Origin of the sequence: Photobacterium kagoshimensis (genome assembly GCF_050337045.1) — a bacterium.
In the GTDB taxonomy this organism is placed as follows: domain Bacteria; phylum Pseudomonadota; class Gammaproteobacteria; order Enterobacterales; family Vibrionaceae; genus Photobacterium; species Photobacterium kagoshimensis.
Genome location: NZ_JAKJSO010000014.1, coordinates 173,126 through 195,626, shown reverse-complemented (window position 1 = coordinate 195,626; position 22,501 = coordinate 173,126). Strand labels below are relative to the sequence as shown.

Genomic DNA, 22,501 nt, shown 5'->3' with positions numbered 1-22,501 from the left:
ATCTATTGTTCGACAGGCGTGTTATAAGCTGAGAAAGCACGATTAAACCTTATCGGTCATTCCGCATAAGCATGACCATATCGTTAGATGAGAAGCTTGATTACTATTCTATCTATGATAAGTGAATATTCAATTAATTTAGTGGAAAAGGAATGAATTAATACCCAGATGAAATCAAAATGTTTAACTAGCTTTATTAATGTATTAGGCATTAAGCATGAAAGCGCTTTCATTTGCTAGCAGTATATATAGTTTATTGGAAAGCTGGCGAGTGATTAACTCGCACAACTTTTACTTATTATTACTTTGCACACTAACAGGATCCAACATTAAAACTGGTTACACTTTACGTAATTTTAGTTCGAGACAACTTGCCCTTTAGATTTAACCTGTAATTGCGTTACCACATAATCAGGCGCAATTTTCCCTAATTCATCCAAACAAGCTTCCGTTTTATCACTTGCTGTACGAACATAAATATCGCACACCGCATACAATTGCTCGGGTGCGCCTGAAATCAAGTAAGCTTGTTCAAATGATTTCACCGACTTATCTATATCTAATGGCTCTTGTAACACACCATTTAAATACCAAAAGTAGCTATTAGTTTGTGCCATATTCGCGGCAATTTCGATCGCATCCGCCGCTTTAGCTTTCTGCTCTAAGCGTACTAAGGTTAGTGCTTGTGAGTAATACAAGTTGGACTCATTTGGCTGAAGAACAATCGCTTTATCCAACGCCACAAGAGCTTGCTCATCTTTACCTTGGCCGCGTAAATTATCAGCTACACTCAACCAAACCTGAGCATTTTTTGGATTGGCTTTGATCAAGGTCTCATACAGCGACTGCGCTTTATCCCACTCTTGATGCCAGCGGTAAACATCAGCTAATAACAAAGCTGACTTTAGATTCAACTGTACATTCTCAGACGTACTTTCTTGTATATCTTCTTGTATATGGCCTTTTACATTAGCTTGAGCGCGAAGAAATACCACCAGCTCTTGGTAGGCAGATTCAATAGTGTGTTGTTGCTTTGGTGACATGTTGCCAAAATCACGGATTAAATTGGTTGTAGCTGTCACTCTGACCTGCTGGTTTGGATCGGTTAACAATGGCTCCAGCATTCGCCAGCGATTAGTAAATTGGTAAGGTTCCGCCGCAATAACAGCAGCTTCTCTCACTGCCTCGCAGTCATCTTGCAAACCTCGCACCACGGCAACAAGACTGTTTTGGCTCGGGTATGGTGCCAGCTGGCGTAAAGCATTGGCTCTTACTTGATCACTCTGGCGTTTATCTTGCGCGGTATACACCCACTGTTGTACTTGCTCGGAGCTACTATTAGCCATCGAATTTTGCGCTGATGATGACTGAGAATGAGCATCTGAAGCGAGTGTCGTCGTATCAGCCTGACTCAATACGCTATGTTCCGCTTGGTTCTGTATATCACTATCTGTGTTTACCGCCGAAGCGTTGACAGTCGATGTATTTGCCGCGTACGACTGTGTCGTCATTAACGCCAACGTAGTCAATACTGTTAAGAGTTTCTTCATCATATTGCTCCTAAAACTTCGTTGGGAATGCGTGCGCACGTCTAACCTGTAGCGCCATCACTTCATCGCTGTATTTACCATGTGCGACTGGGTTCCCCGTCATACGCAACACATACGCCATTGCCTTGTCTGCATGGCTAAAGAATTTATGCCACCCCGCACATAAATAGTTAAGCCCCGGCTCCCCTTCTTTGGTGCGAATGAAACGATTTTTCGGACACTCACCATGACAAGCAAATTTATAATCACATTGCTGACATTGCGTCGTCAAAGTTCGGGATTTCGCAAAACCAAACTTTTGCTGTTCAGGGGAATACGCCATCTCATCAAGCTTCTGATGATGAATATTGCCAACTTTATACTCAGGGTAAACGTAGTGGTCGCAGGTAAATACATCGCCATTGGGCTCCATCGCCAACCCTTTGCCGCAGATCTCACCTAGCGTACATAAGGGGTTCTTGCGACCCATCCAAGTCTCAACACTGGCTTCAAAGTATTGAACAAAGACTTTACCCAGATCCTTCGTTACCCACTCATCAAACACCGCAATCAAAAAGTCACCCCATGCTTCAGCAGACACACACCAAGGTTCAACTACAGAGGCTTTGTGGTACGGGTTTAATCGGGCATCGCCTTGCGTTAACTGATCTTGTGGCTGCCATTTTTGCGGCGCTGTGGTGCGAAATGTTTTTTGCTCAACAATCGGAATAAACTGCATTTGTGGCGACTTCACCACATCACGCAAAAAGCGGTAAACCTCTAGTGGGTTTTGGCTGGTTAAGTTATTCACACAGGTTAAAGTCGCAAAGTTGACCTTGTACTTGTGTAATAGCTCAACCGCTTTCATCACTTGCTTAAACGTACCGCGCCCAGCTTTGTTGGTACGATAGGTGTTATGCAGTAGCTCGGGTCCATCAATACTTAATCCAATTAAGAAATTATTGTCAGCCAAAAACGCACACCACTCATCGTTAAGTAAGGTGCCATTAGTTTGTAAATCATTTGAAATTTTCACGCCTGCTGGCTGATATTTCTTCTGGAATGCGACTATTTTCTGAAAGTATTCCAACCCGAGCATCGTCGGCTCACCACCTTGCCATGAGAAGATGATTTCAGGGGTGTTTTGCCCTTCGATGTATTGTCGAATGTAAGTTTCTAATGTGTCGTCATCCATTTTTGGCGAACAGCTTTTTTTGTACTCCAGCAAATCCTGTTTACTCAAGTAATAGCAGTAAGTGCAATCAATATTACAAGCAGCACCTATGGGCTTTGCCATCACGTGCAAACGCTTGGACGCCTTACCGTTAAACTGTGGACCTTGAGTGACTAACATATCTCACCTTTCGAGCGACAAACTAAGAGTGACCATAATAAAACCTGCCCTGCGCTATAGCTTGTTATACCCCTTATAACCAATGGGAATGGGAAGATTGCCTACAATGGATGCTCGTTTGATTAGGTTTTGGCTCAGCTCAACATGGCCTCAATGTAATCTCGACTTAGCTTCGATTTGGAGATACATCCATGTTTGCATTAAGTTCTAAATACTCTCTCGCGGCCATTGCGATAAGCGCAGTTACTCTAAGTGGCTTATTTGCCTGCACCATGTCAACAACACCTCACCCTATCGCACAGCAAATTGATAGCAACATGGTTCGAGTCGAAGGCGGTAGCTTTGTCATGGGCTCAAATCAGCCAAATGCCAGCAAAGCAGAAAGCCCAGCCAGAGACGTCACGGTCGATGGTTTCTACCTCTCAAAATTCGAAGTTACTCAAGCGTTGTTTGAATCTGTAATGGGCTCATCGTTGAGCTACTTTAAAGCGCCCGATATTCCGGTGAACAACCTCAGTTGGCAGCAAGCCAATTTCTTTATTGAGCAACTTAACGAACTGACAGGCGAACATTATCGATTACCCACCGAAGCCGAGTGGGAATTTGCAGCAATAGGTGGCAACAAGAGCCAAGGTTTTACTTATAGCGGTTCAAATAACCTTGATGACGTCGCCTGGTATGCGGCCAATGCCAATAACAAAGCGCAACCAGTTGGCCAAAAACAACCCAACGAACTTGGGCTGTACGACATGACAGGTAACGTCGGCGAGTTTGTTATTGATGCTTTTGATGACACCTTTTACCGCTATGGCCCTACAGACAACCCCAACAATGCCAAAGATGAAAAAGCCGGTTTAGCCCACAAGTCTGTCCGTGGTGGTAGCTTCGCCTATGACCCTGATGAATCAGAGAATTTCCGTCGCGACTTTGCCAGCCAGTCTATAATTATGTCCGATATGGGTCTTCGACTGGCGAAAGACGCGAATTAAGATCGAGTAAACTCGAGAAGCGACGTTTAATGCCACCTCAGGGTCTTAGAGTATCTGTCTATGGTTAGGGTGAGGATTAATCACGCTGTTCTCATTGATGTTTCACCTCAATGTATTGCACCAATACACTCAAATTTAGGTAAATAATAATATGAACAAAAAACGTATTTGTACCCTCGCTGTCTTATCTGGCCTATCTTTCTCAACCATGGCGATGGATTGTGATCCCAACCAGTTACCATCTTGGAAGGACGGTAATAGCAAGGCCGCCATTGTAAACTTCGTTGATCAATCTACAGACAAATCAAAAGAGACCTTTGTACCTGTCGCAGAGCGCATTGCGGTCTTTGATAATGACGGTACCTTGTGGTCAGAAAAACCCTATTATTTCCAATTGGCGTTCGCGCTTGATCAAGTCAAAGCGATGGCAAAAGATCACCCTGAATGGAAAACACAGGCGCCATTTAAGTTCGTATTAAACGACGATATTGAGAATGTATTTGCTGGCGGTGAAGAAGCACTGCTTGAGATCGTCAAAGTCACTCACAGTGGTATGACGGTTGAGGAATACCAACAAACTGTCGACCAATGGCTAACCACAGCGAAAGATAAGCGATTCAACAAAGCCTATACTGAGCTTACCTACAAGCCAATGCGTGAAATGCTCACTTACTTGCAAGCGAATGATTTTAAAACGTATATTGTGTCAGGTGGTGGCGTAGACTTTATGCGAGCATGGGCACCTGAGGTGTACAATATTCCAGCAGAACAAATCATTGGCAGCGCCCTTAAGTACCAATACGCATACAATGACGGTCAGCCGACCATCACCAAAATGGGTGAGATCCTCACTATTGATGATAAAGGTGGCAAGCCAGAAAACATCCAGCATATTATAGGTAAAAAGCCTGTACTCGCCGTCGGTAACTCAGACGGTGACCACGCGATGATGCAATGGGCGACCAGCCAACCAAATTCTATGGCGATGATTGTGCACCACACTGACGAAGCACGTGAATGGAAATATGACCGTAAGTCCAGTGTCGGACAACTAGACAAAGCAATGGATGAAGCTAATACCCGCGACAACTGGCATCTTATTGATATGAAAAATGAATGGTGCACCGTGTACTAAGCTCTTCAGCCAACACACTAAGAGCTCCTTACTTTGAGGAGCTCTTAAAGCAAAGAATACCAATCGTCAGGTTCTACTCTCCGCTAACTTTTCTTTATGACTTTCCCCGCTTGCTTCACTTGATTCCTCAGCCACTTATGGGCACTTTCACTGGTTCGGCTTGGGTGCCAAATCGCACATAAGTCATAAACCTTATCGGTAAATGGCAGCGGAATGCCTTTTACATCATAAGTATTTTCAAATGCCTTAATGGTCGATTCGGGCAACATACCTATGTACTCACTGTTGTGGATCACAGGTAACATTTCCACTACACCGGGTGCACGATACTTAATATCTCGCTTATCAAGGTCTGCGATATCTTCATCATTCAACAAGCTTTTCCTACTGTGCCAGCGAGAGACCACTACGTGCTGTTCTTTTAAAAACTGTTCAGGCGTGATGGAATCTTTGATACGCGGATGTTGTGTACTACATACCACCAATAAGCGTTCAGAAAAAATGGGTTCTACTTTTAAAACGGTCCGGCCGCGAGGGACTAAATCAACGATCAGATCATAGCGCTGAAGCCGTAAATCACTTTCAAAATCTTCAGTAAACAACGGGTGCACTTCAATAGAAATATGCGGCGCCTGTTCGTGGATCTGTTTCATCAATTGCGGCATCAATTCATAACTTGCTGCCGAGACACAAGCAACTGAAAAAATACGATTTGAGACTTTAGGATCAAATGCCCGTGAAGCTGATAAGGTCGAACTAAAGTTTTTAAATGCAGCAGACATCGCGGGGTAAATATCGCGGGCAAAAGTGGTTGGCTCGACACCTGAAGTATTACGATGAAACAACGGATCATCATAGATCTCACGCAAGCGTTTCAGTGCTTTACTGACGGCAGGCTGAGTAATATCCATCCGCTTGGCGGCGCGCGATAGATTTTGCTCTTCAAAGATAGCAACAAAAATGGGGATTAAATTGAGTTCAGTACTTTTCATTCTTCCTGCTGATAAAGCAAAACCCATTAAGCATGATGAAGCAAGCTTAATGGGTTGAATACATGTAATTCGAGTGTAGGAAATCCCACGAAACGGGGCGAGCGTTATTACTCAATAGTTTGAGCTAAAGTTCGTTTTTAGTGTTTATTGTCTTTAATGCAGGTAACGCTTTAGGCAAAGAGCAGCCTTTGATTGTCACCTTCTTTATTTTCAACCACACACTGATAAATCCTGCACGGCTCAACTTAGCTTGCTGCAACCGCTGACTCAATGAATGCCACGATGACGAGGCTTGATACTGATGCAGCTCAAGCTGTTGGGTTTGACCTCGTAATTTACGATAGATCAGTAATCGTGCTGTGGCCCAGCTTTTCGTATTTAGTGCGCGACTAAATGCTAACCATTGTGGTGTAGGTCGAGTACGGTAATAACGAAGCATCATTCGAGCCTGAATATAACCCACAGCCAACAAAGCGAGCACGGTAAACAAAATAGGACCATAAAGTGACAACCAAGAGCGCACGGTGTGTTTAACCGTAAAACGACGCCCTTCAAGCGTCAGTGTCTCAAGCTGCTGTGTATCTGTATTCCACCACTGTAACTTCAGATCTGGAAAGTGCAGCTCGCCCCCTTTTTGCAGTACGTACACCACCTCTTCTGTTCGTGATGACTGATAATTTCCCCGTGACTGGCTATCGGCTAATGCATTTGGCTGCGGGTAGCGATGATAACTGTCACTCGGCTCATGATTCTCTGTCGCGGCTAGCAAGGGAGGAAGCAACACCGATAAAGTGTCCGTGCCTGTTATTGTCACGCTGCGTGTAATGCTATCACCGACTTTTAGCTCGCCCTGTTCACGTGATACTTGCCATTGCTCGCTTGCGGTTAACGCACTGGCTGCAACCCATCCTTTGTCTCCGCTTAAAAAGCCAGACGGAAGACTAGCCTTGAATGCCAATGGCGGCGTGGTTAAATTCGCCTGTACATTCTGGCCATTTGGCGCTGAAACTTGAGCCGTTACACGGGTCGGTGGAATATGAAATTGTCCCGATACCTGTGGATACAAGGTAATTTCCCAACGTTGAATTGACCAAGTTTGTCCATCACGACGTTGGGTATAATTGGTCGCCAACGGGTTACGTTGCTTAACGATGACATTAGGAATTTCAATATTGTCGATCCGAGTACCACCAGTTAACCAACGCGGGGTCGAGACTTCAACCACCATGATGATCTGTTCACTAACCGCATACACGGCTTCTTTCTGGGCAAGTGCTTCTTTCTGATCAAATGTTTCTTTATCGCTGTCGGTATTGCTATGCTTTGCACGTTTAGAATCCTTGGCATTTTTATCAGTCCCTTCAAGCCAAGCATTCACACTCACCCAATTTTTCATCTCTGCCTGATCAGATTTCGAAATAATGCCATTATCAGCTGCCATAACAGGGTGTAAAAACAATAAGATAAGACTGAGTAAGACCCACTTTAGCTTATTCATTGGCTTCATCAGCGCCTCCTTGTGAGGTAGTAGAACCAATTTTGCCCTGCTCTGCCGTTTGCGCTATACGCTGCAACTGGAATTTAGCGCGCAAAAAGTATTTAGGATCCGCCTCTACCCGTCGCAGCCATTTATCGGCCAGTTCATCACTCCCGAGAATTTCATTGGCATTGAGCGTCTCTCGTACCATCATTTCCGAACTCACTTGCTCTTCTGCTCCTTCGGCAGTTTGCGGGTTATCACCCAATTCAAATGATTCTTCAGGGCCGTCGGTCGTGCCTGATTGACTTTCACTGGTACGGTTAATCTCTTCAACAATGCCTTTAATCACTTGGTAATTATGATCGGCTTGTTCGCGAATAGTCTCGGTTTGCGCATGTTGCGCCAGTTGTAAGAACATGTCGCGTGCGGCAAGGTATTCTCGCTGACGTGCCAACGCATTCGCGGCATTGAATAACCCTAATTCACGTTGTGCAGAACGCGTGTTATCCAGTGTCTCGCTACCCGTCTTTCCTACTTCCTGACTAACAACTGTTGGGCTTTGCTTACCCACTTGTAAAAAGGCACTGTGCGCCAACTGATATTCAGCGCCGTAGTAATACGCCACGCCTTTGCGTAAGGGATCAGTAAAGTGCTGCGCCGCTTTGACATACTCTTGCTGGTTAAAATAAAGCTGGCCTTGCTGATCTGGCGTTAACCACATATCGAGCCACCATGCCGACACTCGGTCAAATACTGTGACTGTCTCAGTTTCTGCCGCAATTTCCTCTGCCGTTGGTGTCGCTTTCGTGTGAACACTTTGTGCTGACACTGGCGCCGAAAATGTCACGGGAAAAAGCACTGCCGCCACCAAGCACCATTGAACCAGCCACCCTTTCCTAAACCACAACAGCAAAATAAAGGTGATAGGAAACAACACGTAATAACCCATGTCTTTCCATGGCATTGCAGATTCATTATTAAGCTGCATGTGGCGCTCAACATAACGATTCAAAGTTTGCACATCACTGGCATCAACCGAAACCTCGACCAATTTGCCGTCAGTGCTATCTGCTAATTGATTTAAAGATTTCAAATCAAAAGACTGATGACTCATCACATCCGAGTTCCCCATCGCCAGCACTAATAACTGGTGAGGGCTATTAGCAAAATAAGCGCTAAAAGCATCGATCGTGGTGGGGTTTGCGCCATCAGTAATGAATAAAACCGACCCTGCTAATTCGTTACCCAACAAGCTAGAGATAAGCGGTAAGGCTTGTTCAGCAGATTTACCAGATTCAGGCATAATGCTCGGATCTATTGCCGCTAAAAATGGCGAAAACACATCGCTATCTTGGGTGGGTGGCATCGCTGTATGGGCAGAACCGCTATACACTACTAACCCTGTTTTACCGCCTTGCCTTAGCGCCAACAGGTCACGCACCTTTTGCTTAGCGCGCTCTAGACGGCTTGGCGCCACATCTTTTTCTAACATGGACTCGCTGGCATCCATCACCACCAGCATGGTCGCTTTGTCTTCACCAAATGGGGACGCTTCACGCTGCCAACTCGGGCCTGCACATACTAAAATCGCCAGCACCATCAACAGAGTCAGCACTTTTAGCGGAAGTTGTTTTTTCCAACCTTTCTCACCAATCGTCAGCGCGTCACGTAAATGCTTTGGCAACACCTGTTGCCATGTTGATACATCATCTAGCTGCCAGCGCCAATAAACCGTGACCGCCAAGGGAATAAACGCGAGTAACCACCAAGGGCGAATAAAGTGAAAAGCACTCAGCAATTGCTGCCAAAACAAAGAATCAGTCATGCTGTTCGCCTCCTTGTATGTCTGCGAATCGCTTACGGCGCTTAACCACAACAACACGTTTTAATGTCAGAATGGAGAAAGCCAGTAAATAGATCGCCACAACCGCACTGATCAAATAATGATGAATCGTCTGTTTAGGCTGATAGGTTGTCGCTTCATAAAGCGCGGGCTCTAGCTCACCGATAGTGGCATAGGCTTGTTCCAGCTCAGACTGATCCAAGGCTTGAAAAGATTGGCCACCGGACAAAGCGGCAACACGCTTAATTGTATTCATATCTAACGCCTGCTCACCTACGGTTGCGGGATCTCCCATGGCGACCATGTGAATGCGTACACCTTTCGCCCCTGCCACTTTGGCCGCTTCTATAGGCTCAACAAAGCTGCCGGTGTCGTTGCCATCTGTCAGCACAATCGCCACTTTTTCTCTCGCTGGTTGGCTAGGGTCTTGGTCTTGGTCTTGGTCTTGGATATATGTTTGGTCAAAGACTTTGATCGCCAAGCCAATCGCATCACCCAAGTACGTACTTTGCCCTGCCATCGCGACATCTGTTTGCTGTAACAGATCCAGCCAGGCTTGCTGATCGGCAGTAAACGGGGTTTGTAAAAACGCAGCGTCACCAAACAAAATTAAACCAAGACGATCCCCCTGGCGCGTGTTAGCAAAATCTGTCAACACTTGCTTGGCTGCAGCCAAACGAGAGATTCGTTGTCCCGCTTGAATCCCCTTTTCGAGGTTATCTTGAGTCGCAACAAAGTCGGTCTCTGCCATCGAGCCAGATAAATCCACCACCACCATGACATCACGGCCAAACTGCTCACGTACCTGAGGCTTGCCTAAAATCATTGGCTTAGCCAATGCAGTGATGACCAATATCCAAGATATAATTAAGACCACTCTTTGCCACCAGCTCGGTGTTAATTGGCTTGCACCTTGGTTGGGTGTTTCTCCCAACACTGCCATTAAGGTGTCAAAAAATGGAATTTTTATTGCCGTTTTCTTGGTGCGATAAGCGGGAATAAACCAATACACCAACAGAGGGAGTGGCAATAACAAGAAGCTGTAGGGGTGAACGAATTCAATTGATGCCCCTAGCCATGCGCTAAATATTGTCATCATTGCGCCCCTTTATTGCTTGCGCTAATTGGCTCTGGCTTACGATGAAGCAGCAACCACGAACGGGTATGCTCAATCAAAGTCGCTAATTCGGGATCAGTCAGAGTGTGCTGGCTCGACAAACTTGCCGCTAACCACTTTTTACCAAGCTCCCCCTGATATTGAAAATCAGACTGAAAATTTGACTGAAAGTCAGACTGAAAATCAGCATGATGTTCAGGCTTAACCTCAGCATCACCCTTGGCACTGCTCGGCGTTGCCGATGGCAATAAACTATCGAGTTTTTGTAATAAAGCCTCACCAAATAACGCGGCATTTTTAGGGTCGAGATAAACCAACACTGCTTTGATAATGGTTAGCAAAGACATGGCACTTTCGCGGGGCAAGCCAAGATCGAGTGTTGCCAATGCTTGCAAAGCTTCGCGGCGATAGCGGTTTTGCCACCACACATTGATGTGACGATAGCCCCAGACGAAACAAGCCATCAAGATCACGAGGGCGAGTATCTGCCAACCTATGGTTTGTGGCCACCACGCCACAGATTCTGGGACCGCAACATCAACAATATCGCGTAAAATATAGGTACTAGGTGGAGTGTGAATACTCATTAGCGCCCTCCCACCGCACGTTTAAATTGCTCGAGATGTTGTCCTTGAGTATCAAGTTCGATCATCGGAAGGCGTTGAACTGCCATAAGTTGTAAAAGCTGTTGTTTCTTTAATTGATGGTGTTGCTCTAACCCTTGCCGTGCTTTCTCCATTTGCTGACGATTAGCAAGATTAAATTGATAATCACCGTCCCCCACCACCCAAGGCGTAAACGAGCTGGGATCTGAAGCCTTATCTGCAGAATGCATCGCTGTAGAATGCATCGCCACAAAAGCACTCTCTAAGGGATCAGCAATGAGTACACCTAATACATCGTTGTGTTTTTGCAGATGCTTCAAATGAAGAATATCGTCACTGGTGACACCAGACCAATCACTCAAAAATATAATGGTGTTATTGCGGCATTTTAATCGCCCGAGTAATCGCACCAAAGCCGTCATACCAACATCGGGGCTATCTTGGCGGCTGACATCCAAGGCTTGGTTAGCTTGAGCTAATTGATTGAGATTAGACAGCACATTGGCTTGCGAACGCTTAGGCATGCTGTATTCGATGTAATCATGACGGCTAATCACAAAACCGACCCGATCGCTGTCTTTCAGCACTCGCCACGCAGTTAAGGCGGCGATTTCAGCCGCGACCACCGATTTCATCCTATTAACCGATGAAAAAAACATGCTGCTGCGCTGATCAACACAAAGGATCACACTACGATCTTTCTCTTCGGTATAGCTTCGTACATGAGGCTTACCCGTTCGCATCGTGACTTTCCAATCAAGGTTACGAATATCATCACCTTGTTGGTAATGACGTAGCTCTTCAAAGTTCAGCCCTCGCCCACGAAACGATGAATGGTGCCGACCCGATAGCGCGCTACCTGCTTTACGCTGAGGAAGGAAACTGAACCCATCAACCTGCGCTTGGAGTCTCACTAAGCGTGAGTAATCACAGTAAATTCGTTCATCGAATTGCTTTAAAGAATGATTTGAAGCGTACTTTGAAGAGTGTTTTGAAGTGTCACCTTTTCTTTTATCTGCCTCATCTTTGAAAGTCATAGTGCCGCCTTAGCCAATAACGACATGATCAAGAAGCTCATTCACCACATCTTGGCGCGTAATGCCATCGGCTAACGCGTCATAGCTCAGCGTAAATCTGTGCCCGAGCACATTGGCAGCAACCGCGCGGATATCATCAGGCTCAACGTATGTTTTACCTTGTAGCCATGCATTGGCACGCGCACATTTATCTAATGCAATCGACGCGCGAGGACTCGCACCCACATCAATCCAACGCGCAAGGCGAGAGTCAGGGTAACGCTCGGGTTTTCGTGTCGCCATCACAAGGCCCACGATATAACGTTCAATTAGATCAGACACTTCAACCGTTGGCAGAGCTTGGCGTGCCGCTAAGATATTGGCAGGATCGATAGTACGTACTTGAGTGTGGGTCTGGATCTGACTATCGCCACCGTTTGCAGTGCTATTCGAAGTGCTATCGGGACTCACCACCTCTTCACTGCGCACCAAGCGAATAATATCAATTTCGGCATCATCGTCAGGGTAATCCACAGTCACCTTCATGATAAAGCGGTCCATCTGCGCTTCTGGCAGTGGGTAGGTCCCTTCTTGTTCTATGGGGTTTTGGGTCGCCAATACCATGAAAAGCTCAGGTAATTGATGGGTTTTATCCCCGACGGTTATGGTGTTTTCCGCCATCGCTTCAAGCAAAGCCGCCTGCACTTTGGCTGGTGCACGGTTAATTTCATCAGCAAGCACTATGCTGTTAAAAATAGGACCTGGCTGAAAATGTAACTGCGGTTTACCATCAAGATCTTGATACACCTCTGTGCCAGTGACATCCGAAGGAAGGAGATCTGGGGTAAATTGGATCCGACCAAAATCCGTATTCAAGGCGTTTGCTAAGGATTTCACCGAACGCGTTTTTGCGGTTCCCGGTAAACCTTCCAGCAACACGTGTCCATTAGTGAGTAACCCTATCACCAAGGCCTGAACCACATGGCTTTGCCCTATGACGCTTTTTTCAGTTTGTTGAATTAATTGGTTAATAGCTTGCTGTGCGTGGTTCATAACGTGCCCTCGAATGCTCAATGCTTCACTGGGTACAAGCTACCCTCAAATCCTATAACTATTGGTTATAGTCGCTATCCGCCCCTAGTGATAAATCAATCACTCATTCTTAACATTCAATGTCCTCCTCACCAGAATATTGCGGCTAAATGAAAACGAACTCCCACCTTCTAGCGATTTACTAGCCTGATCAAGCTCACAATCTTTGATGTATCAAGGTTTACGCTGCATCGACATAAACCTTCTAAAATCCTTTAAAAACAAGCTTCTTAATCACTTTCATAACAAATGGTTATAGTGACTATAAAGCGACAATTTTCAATCACATCATTAACTTATTAGCCAACGACAGCACAGGTGTTTATCTGTGCTTCATTTCCAACTCTTAACTAATTTGGAGTTTTTATGGCTTACCAAATGAGCAAACTGGCCGTCAGTATCGGTGTGTTGGCAACCTCTGGCGCAGCAGTTGCGGCAGATCAGCCAAACATCCTTGCTATCTTTGGCGATGATGTGGGTTACTGGAACATCAGTGCTTATAACCAAGGTATGATGGGTTATGAAACCCCGAATATCGACCGTATTGCGAACGAAGGTGCATTATTTACTGATCACTACGGTCAGCAGTCTTGTACTGCGGGGCGTGCCGCATTCATTACTGGTCAAGAACCGTTTCGAACAGGCTTGTTAACCATTGGTATGCCAGGCTCTGATCAGGGTATTCCTGATTGGGCACCAACCATTGCCGACCTTTTGAAGAATCAAGGGTATATGACGGCGCAGTTTGGTAAAAACCACCTTGGTGACCAAGATAAACACCTGCCGACTAACCATGGTTTTGATGAGTTCTTTGGTAACCTTTACCACTTAAACGCTGAAGAAGAGCCTGAAACTTACTACTACCCGAAAGATCCTGAGTTCCGTAAGAACTATGGCCCACGTGGCGTTATCAAATCTTTCGCTGATGGCAAGATTGAAGATACCGGTCCAATGACCCGTAAGCGTATGGAACATGCCGATGAAGAGTTCCTAGAAACGTCACTGGCATTTATGGAAAAAGCGGTCAAAGCCGATAAACCTTTCTTTATTTGGCACAACACCACACGAATGCACGTTTGGACGCGCCTTCAAGAGAAGTACCAAGGTAAATCAGGCATCAGTATCTATGCTGACGGTATGCTAGAGCACGATGATCAAGTGGGTATCCTGCTTGATAAACTGGATGAGCTTGGCGTAGCCGATAACACCATAGTTATTTACTCAACCGATAACGGGGCGGAAACCGTATCTTGGCCTGACGGCGGTGCGACACCATTCCACGGTGAAAAAGGCACAACATGGGAAGGCGGGATGCGTGTTCCTCAGCTTGTTCGCTGGCCTGGCGTGATTGAACCGGGCACTAAGATCAACGAGATGATGGCGCACCAAGATTGGCTACCAACCTTGCTTGCCGCCGCTGGCGTTGACGATGTGAAAGAGAAACTTGCTAAAGGTTATAAAGCCAATGGTAAAGAGTGGAAAGTGCACATTGATGGCTACAACTTTAAACCTTACTTCCAAGGTAAAGCAGAAAAAGGCCCACGTGATTCCCTACTCTACTTCACCGCGAATGGCGAGCTCAATGCGGTACGTTGGAATGATTGGAAACTGCACTTCGCAACACTAGAAGGTAACATTACTGACGCCGTACGCTTCTCACCAAACTGGCCGAAGATCATCCACCTGCGTGCCGACCCATTTGAAAAAGCACCACACGAATCAGGCATGTACCTACGTTGGATGGCAGATAACATGTGGTTATTCGTTCCAATCCAAGATGTATTAGGTGAGTTCTTCCAAACACTGCCAGATTACCCAATGCAGCAAGGTGCGATCATGAACCCAGCCAGCATTGATTACCAATCTTTGGGCCTTAAAGCCAAGATAAGTCAACTTGATGAGCTACAAAAGAAAGTAGCGACCATGAAATAATAGTCAGTTGACTCATTGTTCATAAAGACAATAAATAAAAAAGCGCCTATCAACTCTGATAGGCGCTTTCTTGTTTGTAACTAAGATTTAGAAACGATAAGCAATGCTATAAACAAAACAGTGTTCACGGCAGTAATCCCCTTTGTTATACACAGAAACAGTGGATAACTTTTTAGCTCCCGCCCAAACTGCTCAATTTTTCATCGAAATTAATCAATTATAAATCTTTAAAGTGATGAATGATTTGATTGTCACTTCCCCGCCAAACTAATGATGGATCGTGTTTATCTTGCTCAAACTTACCGTCAATCATCACATCCACCAGATCAACCACAGCCTTCTGCTCAGCACTGAGTTCGCCCAGTAAGTACCCCGACCAGAGCCAAATATCTTTGTCTGGGCATTCTTTGCGTACCCGCTGAACCAATTGGAGCACAGCTGCAACATTCTGTGGATGTAATGGGTCGCCACCTGATAGTGATAATCCGCGACGCTTAATCCTTGTATCATTCAAATCCGCGATAACGCGATCTTCCATCTGCTGGGTAAACAAATGTCCACTGTCTAATCGCCACGTACTCTTGTTATAACAGCCGCGACACTGGTGCACACAACCCGACACAAAGAGTGTACAACGTGTACCTGGTCCGTTTACAACATCGACAGGGTAATAATTATGATAGTGCACAGTGTTTCCTCGCAGCTAGAAAAACAAAAGAAGCGCACGGGGCACTTCTTTTATTTAGTGTTAACGTATTTCTTTATATATCAATGTACTACATGTGCTTAACACGGCGTTTAACTTCTTCTTGCTTACCAAAGTTAAACGGACGTGCATCAGGGCTACCTAAGTAACCGCATACACGACGCGTTACAGATACTTTCGATGGCTCGTGGTTACCACATTTAGGACAAGTAAAGCCTTTACTTGTACAGTCAAATTCACCCGTAAAGCCACAATCGTAACATTCATCGATTGGGGTATTCGTACCGTAGTAAGGTACGCGGGTATAGCTGTAATCCCATACGTTTTCTAACGCTTCAACATTGTGTTGAATGTTCGGGTATTCACCGTAACAAATGAAACCACCATTCGCGATTTCAGGGTATGGCATTTCAAAATCAATTTTGTCGTACGGGTTAACTTGCTTCTCTACATCTAAGTGGAAGCTGTTAGTGTAGTAACCTTTTTCAGTTACACCGTTTACCACACCAAACTCTTTCGTATCGATGGCACAGAAGCGGCTACACAAGTTTTCACTTGGCGTGCTGTAAAGGCTAAACCCGTAACCTGTTTCTTGTTTCCACTGCTCGGTTGCATCTTTCAGGCGTTGAACAATCGCAACGGCTTTGTCACGAAGCTCTGCACTATCGTAAACATGCTCATCTGTACCGTATAGCGCATTGATCGTTTCATGGATACCGATGTAACCCAGTGAAATAGATGCACGGCCATTTTTGAAAATTTCAGCAACATTATCGTCAGCGTTCAAACGTACACCACAAGCCCCTTCCATATATAGGATAGGCGCTACACGTGCTTTCACACCGTCAAGGCGCGAGATACGCGTTTCTAGAGCACGACGTGCAAGTTGTAAGCGCTCATCAAGCAGTGCGAAGAATTGGCTCTCGTTGCCTTTTGCTTGTAGTGCAATACGTGGCAAGTTAAGGCTAACAACACCAATGTTATTACGGCCTTCGTGTACTAACTGGCCATTCTCTTCGTACGCACCAAGGAAACTACGACAACCCATAGGGGTTTTAAATGAACCCGTTACTTCAACGACTTTATCGTAGTTAAGAATATCTGGGTACATACGCTTAGAAGCACATTCAAGCGCTAATTGCTTGATGTCGTAGTTCGCATCGCCCGTTTTGTGGTTTAAGCCATCTCTGATTGCAAATACCAGTTTCGGGAATACCGCTGTTTTGCGATTCTTACCTAGGCCAGCAATACGATTCTTTAGGATAGATTGTTGAATTAAACGAGATTCCCAAGATGTACCCAAACCAAAACCAAAGGTTACAAACGGTGTTTGGCCGTTAGCGGTGTGCAGTGTGTTTACTTCATACTCAAGCGATTGGAATGCGTCGTAACATTCTTTTTCTGTGCGCTTTTTAGCAAACTCTTCTGGCTGAGCGATTTCCCACTCTAGCGCAACGGCTAAGTGCTTCTCGTAGCTCACTGTCACAAACGGTGCTAACACTTCATCAATACGGTTGATGGTAGTGCCGCCGTAAATGTGGCTAGCCACTTGTGCGATAATTTGCGCTGTTACCGCTGTTGCAGTCGAAATGGATTTTGGCGTATCAATTTCCGCATTACCCATTTTAAAGCCATGAGTAAGCATGCCGTCTAAGTCGATCAACATACAGTTGAACATAGGGAAGAACGGTGAGTAATCCAGATCATGGTAGTGAATATCGCCATTCTCGTGTGCTTGCACGATATCACGTGGTAGTAAGTGCTGTTTTGCATAGTGCTTAGCAACAATACCCGCTAACAAGTCACGTTGCGTTGGAATGACCTTACTGTCTTTATTTGCGTTCTCATTCAACAGTGAAGCATTGCTCTGTTCAATCAAACCACGAATTTCATTGTTTAAATGACTTTTCTTCTCACGAGAAAGATCGCGATCATGACGGTACTCAATGTACGCACGAGCCACTTCTTTATGTGGTCCTGCCATTAGGTGGTTTTCAACCGCATCTTGGATAGCGTGAATTTCCACTTCCTCTGCCGACATAAACTGTGAAAGCACACCGTCAGCAACAGAAGCCGCATAGGCTTGATCCATCACTTCCACTGACTTAGCAGCACTCAGCACGGCCTCTTTAATACGGTATGCATCGAAAGGTACACGGCATCCATCACGCTTAATAACAACAGGGTTCACAGCAGGCTCCTATAATGACACTGTCACAAAAACACTAAATGTAGGGGTATAACAAACAACCGCTACAATATATGGTGCGTATTAGGCAGAATTTAAAGAAAACAAACATTGATCAATATCAAGTTTTTACAAAGAGCGGATAGGGATCGAACGATGATTTTGACCTACTCCAAAAAACCAAATGTAATTTATTTCCTGACACTTTTTGTCAAACCATTTATTCGCTTTCAACCCACCTTTTCAGCAAAAAAAATTCTTGCAATCTCTAAAATAAAGTAGAATGGTTAAACACTTAATTAGGATGTTTTTTACATGGATGAACTCAGCCTAACCGCTCGAGTAGACAAAGCTGCACTTACCAATCTATCAACAGGGTTTCGTTGGGCTTCTGCTGTATCTCTCTTCTTCTTATTGATGATGACCTTCTCTTTTCGCATTGAAAAAACGGACATCATGGATGGCTATTACGACCAATTCTTCCTACTCTCCATCATAAACAGCTTCATTTTTATTTTTGGTACCAAATTATTAAACATCCCGTATTTTCAACAGCACTGGAAACAGGCCAGTATTATCTACTCAGGGGGGTTTGGCGCTGCCTGGGCGGCTATCATTTGCGTACTATCGATTGGCGGTGACTATTATGATGCTGCTGACATCCTTAGCGATATCATGTTAATGATTGTTTTATTAGGTTTTTTCTCTTACCGACCAGCGCTTTACGCCGCTATCATACCCATTTTACTGGTCAGTACTGTGCTTAGTTTTATCGCTGCTAAAAACAGCTTCATCTTACCGATAGAGAAGTTCATTGCGGCTTGTTTAGTCATCGAGTCAGGGCGACGGATCCTTTACCGCTGGTTTTATAACAACATAGAAAAAGAGCATGAAAATAACCGCTTAATGGAAAAACTCTCCGATATGGCTTCACGCGATCAGCTGACTAACATCCATAACCGCAGGTTCTTTGAATACGAACTGGATAAACAATTCCTACAAGCAAAACGCACGCAAGGCGAGTTAGGGTTGGTGATGATAGATATCGATCACTTCAAAAGTTACAACGATCAGTTAGGGCATGTAGAAGGCGATAAGTGTATACGTACCGTCGCAAGCATTATCCAGCAGAGCTTAAAGCGCCATACTGATAGTGTTTCTCGTTATGGTGGTGAAGAGTTTGTGGTCCTGCTCCCTAACACGGATATCGCAGGTACGCTGCAGGTGGTTAAACGCATCCAAACCAAGTTAGCAGACGCGGCACTACTCCACCCAGATTCCAGTACCAGTGAGTGGGTTACGGTAAGCCAAGGGATTGCGCAATGGCATCAGCATATCGGCCCAGAATCTTTAGTTAAAGAAGCCGATAATTATTTATACCTTGCAAAGAAAGCGGGGAGAAACCAATACCTCTATTCAACAGCATGACGCACTACCGCTTAATCATCTTTACTATACTGACTGAACAATCACTATTGTTCTTCTTTCTAGCTAAAGATGGTGACCCTTGTGAAGATATTAGAGACACACAATGACGCCCCCCACTGTCTTTACAACACGGTAACCGTCCACCTATCAATGCTCAAGTCGGTAATCACCGCACTGATCTTGCTCGTTATTAGCACGACAATACTCACAACAACAGTACGAGCAATAGAGATCTCCCCCATTCCTACTATGCGTCATACAGGGGATCTCAATACCATTAAAGATGAAGGGGTTATCCGTGTACTTGTTGCTGCTGATCTCGGCTTTTATTACCTCGATAAAGGCAAGCCCAAAGGCGTGGTATCGGAAATGCTTATTTTGTTTGAAAAATACCTCGCAAAGCACACCAATAAACGGCTACACCTCAGCGTTATCCCCATCCCCCGCGATCAATTACTGCCTGCTCTGATGGCGGGCGTTGGTGACATTGCCGCGGCAAACCTGACGATTACCGCCCAACGCGCAGCCAAGGTTGATTTTAGTACCCCTATATTGAAAGACATTGACGAGGTTTTCATTACCTCAAACAAAGCTAAACCCATCACGGGTTTTGAGCAACTTGCAGATCGAGATGTATGGATCCGACCTAGCTCTAGTTATTATCAAAGTATTCGGAAGATAAATCGCGCTCTGAAACAACAAAATTTACCGCCAATGCAGGTACATTTTATAGAAGAGACAATGCAAGATTACGAGCTACTAAAAATGATCCAATCCGACATGATTTCGATGACAGTGCTTGATAGCCATAAAGCCGAGTTTTGGGATTTAGTCACTGATGATTTACAAGTACATACCCAATCCCCTATTCGAACAGGAGGACAAATTGGCTGGATGTTCAGAAAAGACAGCCCCGAGCTTGCCAAGATCGTTAATGGATTTATTGATAGCAATCGCCGCGGCACACTCAACGGTAACATCATTTTTAATCGTTACCTCAATAGCCAGGCATGGTTCAAAAAAGTGGTTAGCCCTGACAACATCAGAAAATTCAAGAAGCTCGAAAAGCGATTCACGCGTTATGGCGACAAATACGAAATTAACTGGTTGATCATTGCCGCCCAAGCATTTCAAGAATCACAGTTTGATCAATCAAAACGTTCGCATGCAGGTGCTGTCGGCATCATGCAAGTGCTGCCACAGACCGCACGCGAGCCTTATATCAATATTCCTAACATCTACAACATTGATAATAATATCCACGCTGGCGTGAAATACATGGATTTCATTTTAGAGCACTATTACCAAGACGAAGATATTGATGAAGTTAACAAACTGTATTTTGCCCTCGCCAGTTACAATGCAGGGCCAAATAGAATAAAACGTATGCGTAAGCTCGCAAACGAGCAAGGCTTCAACGGCGATGAATGGTTCAACAATGTAGAAGTGATAGTAAGAAAAAAAATCGGGCTCGAGCCAGTTATCTACGTGGGTAACATTAGCCGATATTACACCATCTACAAACAGATCTTTGCACTACAGAACATTGCAGGGCAGCGTCAACTTTCTCGTATTATGCCAAGTCGCTAATCCAAACTCTATATTAGTCAAAGTTACAAAACGAGTGCGAATAACCTCGCAAAAAACAGCGGTGTTTTTCCTAATCGGCAAATAAGAACCTACACTGTTCTCATGAAAAAATATCTTATCTTTCTGATTGTTGGGTTAGCTTGCGTGGGTATCACCACACACTTGCTGCTGCCCACAGGTAATCACTCTGCCCCTTCATCACTACAGCTAAATAGCGATAATAAAACTGACGCCCGACCTGATAAAACCACCGCCATTACATTAATGAGCTGGAACTTAGAATGGTTAACGTTAACCCCGTTCAAATATGCCCCTCCCCGTGATGCAGCAGACTACCAAGCCCTTGCGCGTGTCTTTGCCGATGTTTCCCCCGATATTCTCGCCTTTCAGGAAGTCGATAGCCTTGAGGTATTACAAAAAATTGTTCCTCATACACAATACCAATTTTTCTTATCAGATCGCGCAGACAAACCAGATGATATTTTCCGAGATGTTAACCAATACACAGGGTTTGCGGTTCGTAATGGGCTGATCATAAAAGACATCAAAGACCTTGCTATGATGAACCTTAATCTTTCAAGAAAGCCGACCAAACTCCGTTATGCCAGCCATATTACTATCCAATCATCACCAACGACGCAGCCTGTACACTTACTCTCGGTTCACCTCAAAAGTGGCTGCTACAGCTCAAGTCACGCCAAAGCTTCGTCTCAGAAAGTAACCCCCTGCAAGGTATTAACCCAACAACTGCATACTTTGTCCCAGTGGCTTGACGATCATCAGGATCAATTTGTGATCATCGCAGGCGATTTTAACTACCGCTTATCTTCGACTAATACGTGGCTTCAAGATCAACTTAACCTTTCAACACCAAAGGTTGTATCACTAACGATGAATACACAAGCTAACTGCTATATCAAACAAATACGACAAGGAAAAACACATTATCGGCGCTATAAACATCTGATTGACCATATTTTTTTATCATCATCTTTGGCTGACATACACGAAAACCCGCTTCAACCAGCCGTGCAGTATCGCTATCCAAAGGCCGATGTTAAGCAATATCAACTCACCGATCACTGCCCAATCATTAGCCGAATTCAAATACCGTAAAAACATCTCCCCTATTGAAATGAGTTAAAATCCATCAACCACCAATAAATTTTGAGATATAGAGCAAAGTTTCATAAAAATGAGATATTAATCAGAAATAATTCAGCTTATTGATAGGCATTAGAACCACATTAACGAGCAACTCAAGCTGCCCTTTTGCTATTGAGCTGGGACAAGCATGCTCATAAGGAGATTGTTATGGATGCAATCACGCGCGGAACTTTCGTTGCACCCACAGAAGATGAATTACTGATTGAACAACCTGAGCCATTTTGCTCAGCAGATAACCTCACAGCAGAGCTTGAAGATAGTGTCATTGTTTTAAATATTATCTGCCACGATGCGTAACCTTACGCCTAGCGAACACTATCACGCTTAATACGCTGAAA

Annotated in this window: 17 protein-coding genes and 2 pseudogenes; 7 read left to right on the top strand and 12 right to left on the bottom strand. The window is 44.8% G+C overall.

Features of this window, described 5'->3' with window-relative positions:
* Positions 1-356 precede the first annotated feature (356 nt).
* The gene (locus L4C35_RS13060) at positions 357-1,511 is read right to left on the bottom strand and encodes a HEAT repeat domain-containing protein (RefSeq protein WP_428463367.1); all 1,155 of its coding nucleotides are present in this window, start codon (positions 1,509-1,511) and stop codon (positions 357-359) included.
* Positions 1,512-1,560: 49 nt separating this feature from the next.
* Positions 1,561-2,883, bottom strand: coding sequence for an anaerobic sulfatase maturase (locus L4C35_RS13055; protein WP_428463276.1), 1,323 nt, complete (start codon positions 2,881-2,883; stop codon positions 1,561-1,563).
* A 272-nt stretch (positions 2,884-3,155) separates the two neighbouring features.
* On the opposite strand from L4C35_RS13055, the gene L4C35_RS13050 reads away from it, so the two are divergent.
* Together L4C35_RS13050 and L4C35_RS13045 are read left to right on the top strand one after the other, a co-directional pair.
* The gene (locus tag L4C35_RS13050) at positions 3,156-3,872 is read left to right on the top strand and encodes a formylglycine-generating enzyme family protein (RefSeq protein WP_428463366.1); all 717 of its coding nucleotides are present in this window, start codon (positions 3,156-3,158) and stop codon (positions 3,870-3,872) included.
* A gap of 151 nt (positions 3,873-4,023) precedes the next feature.
* Positions 4,024-5,007 carry an HAD family hydrolase gene (locus L4C35_RS13045; RefSeq protein ID WP_428463275.1) on the top strand — a complete coding sequence of 328 codons (984 nt, stop codon included), beginning with the start codon at positions 4,024-4,026 and terminating at the stop codon, positions 5,005-5,007.
* Positions 5,008-5,090: 83 nt separating this feature from the next.
* On the opposite strand, the gene L4C35_RS13040 is transcribed toward L4C35_RS13045, so the two are convergent.
* From L4C35_RS13040 to L4C35_RS13005, 8 genes and pseudogenes are all read right to left on the bottom strand, one after another.
* On the bottom strand, positions 5,091-5,999 hold the full coding sequence (locus tag L4C35_RS13040; protein WP_428463274.1) for a LysR family transcriptional regulator: 909 nt from the start codon (positions 5,997-5,999) through the stop codon (positions 5,091-5,093).
* A 124-nt stretch (positions 6,000-6,123) separates the two neighbouring features.
* Positions 6,124-7,506, bottom strand: a complete 1,383-nt coding sequence (locus L4C35_RS13035; protein WP_428463273.1) for a BatD family protein — start codon at positions 7,504-7,506, stop codon at positions 6,124-6,126.
* Positions 7,490-9,304: a vWA domain-containing protein gene (locus L4C35_RS13030; RefSeq protein WP_428463272.1), complete on the bottom strand. Its 1,815-nt coding sequence runs from the start codon at positions 9,302-9,304 to the stop codon at positions 7,490-7,492. Before L4C35_RS13030 ends, L4C35_RS13035 begins: the two co-directional genes overlap by 17 nt.
* Positions 9,297-10,421, bottom strand: coding sequence for a vWA domain-containing protein (locus L4C35_RS13025; protein WP_428463271.1), 1,125 nt, complete (start codon positions 10,419-10,421; stop codon positions 9,297-9,299). Before L4C35_RS13025 ends, L4C35_RS13030 begins: the two co-directional genes overlap by 8 nt.
* A complete protein-coding gene (locus L4C35_RS13020; RefSeq protein ID WP_428463270.1) occupies positions 10,418-11,026 on the bottom strand; it encodes a DUF4381 domain-containing protein in 609 nt (202 codons plus the stop codon). The genes L4C35_RS13025 and L4C35_RS13020 overlap by 4 nt, the downstream gene beginning before the upstream one ends.
* A complete protein-coding gene (locus L4C35_RS13015; protein WP_428463269.1) occupies positions 11,026-12,081 on the bottom strand; it encodes a DUF58 domain-containing protein in 1,056 nt (351 codons plus the stop codon). Before L4C35_RS13015 ends, L4C35_RS13020 begins: the two co-directional genes overlap by 1 nt.
* Positions 12,082-12,090: 9 nt before the next feature.
* Positions 12,091-12,438, bottom strand: a pseudogene (locus tag L4C35_RS13010) (AAA family ATPase); the annotation flags it as partial.
* An 86-nt stretch (positions 12,439-12,524) separates the two neighbouring features.
* A pseudogene (locus tag L4C35_RS13005) lies at positions 12,525-13,113 on the bottom strand (AAA family ATPase); the annotation flags it as partial.
* 405 nt (positions 13,114-13,518) lie between these two features.
* Between L4C35_RS13005 and L4C35_RS13000 the strand changes: the two are divergent.
* Positions 13,519-15,084 (top strand): arylsulfatase, encoded by a 1,566-nt coding sequence (locus tag L4C35_RS13000; RefSeq protein ID WP_428463268.1) that lies wholly within the window; start codon positions 13,519-13,521, stop codon positions 15,082-15,084.
* Between the two features lie 217 nt (positions 15,085-15,301).
* Here the strand turns inward: L4C35_RS13000 and nrdG are convergent, their stop codons facing one another.
* Both nrdG and nrdD read right to left on the bottom strand, forming a co-directional pair.
* A complete protein-coding gene (nrdG, locus tag L4C35_RS12995) occupies positions 15,302-15,772 on the bottom strand; it encodes an anaerobic ribonucleoside-triphosphate reductase-activating protein (protein ID WP_428463267.1) in 471 nt (156 codons plus the stop codon).
* An 88-nt stretch (positions 15,773-15,860) separates the two neighbouring features.
* Positions 15,861-17,981, bottom strand: coding sequence for an anaerobic ribonucleoside-triphosphate reductase (gene nrdD / locus L4C35_RS12990; protein WP_428463266.1), 2,121 nt, complete (start codon positions 17,979-17,981; stop codon positions 15,861-15,863).
* Positions 17,982-18,293: 312 nt separating this feature from the next.
* Here nrdD and L4C35_RS12985 point away from each other — a divergent pair, with 312 nt between their 5' ends.
* From L4C35_RS12985 to L4C35_RS12970, 4 genes are all read left to right on the top strand, one after another.
* A complete protein-coding gene (locus tag L4C35_RS12985; RefSeq protein ID WP_428463265.1) occupies positions 18,294-19,406 on the top strand; it encodes a GGDEF domain-containing protein in 1,113 nt (370 codons plus the stop codon).
* Positions 19,407-19,487: 81 nt separating this feature from the next.
* The gene (locus L4C35_RS12980; RefSeq protein ID WP_428463264.1) at positions 19,488-20,996 is read left to right on the top strand and encodes an MltF family protein; all 1,509 of its coding nucleotides are present in this window, start codon (positions 19,488-19,490) and stop codon (positions 20,994-20,996) included.
* A gap of 102 nt (positions 20,997-21,098) precedes the next feature.
* Positions 21,099-22,112, top strand: coding sequence for an endonuclease/exonuclease/phosphatase family protein (locus L4C35_RS12975; RefSeq protein WP_428463263.1), 1,014 nt, complete (start codon positions 21,099-21,101; stop codon positions 22,110-22,112).
* A gap of 198 nt (positions 22,113-22,310) precedes the next feature.
* The gene (locus L4C35_RS12970; RefSeq protein WP_428463262.1) at positions 22,311-22,460 is read left to right on the top strand and encodes a hypothetical protein; all 150 of its coding nucleotides are present in this window, start codon (positions 22,311-22,313) and stop codon (positions 22,458-22,460) included.
* Positions 22,461-22,501 lie beyond the last annotated feature (41 nt).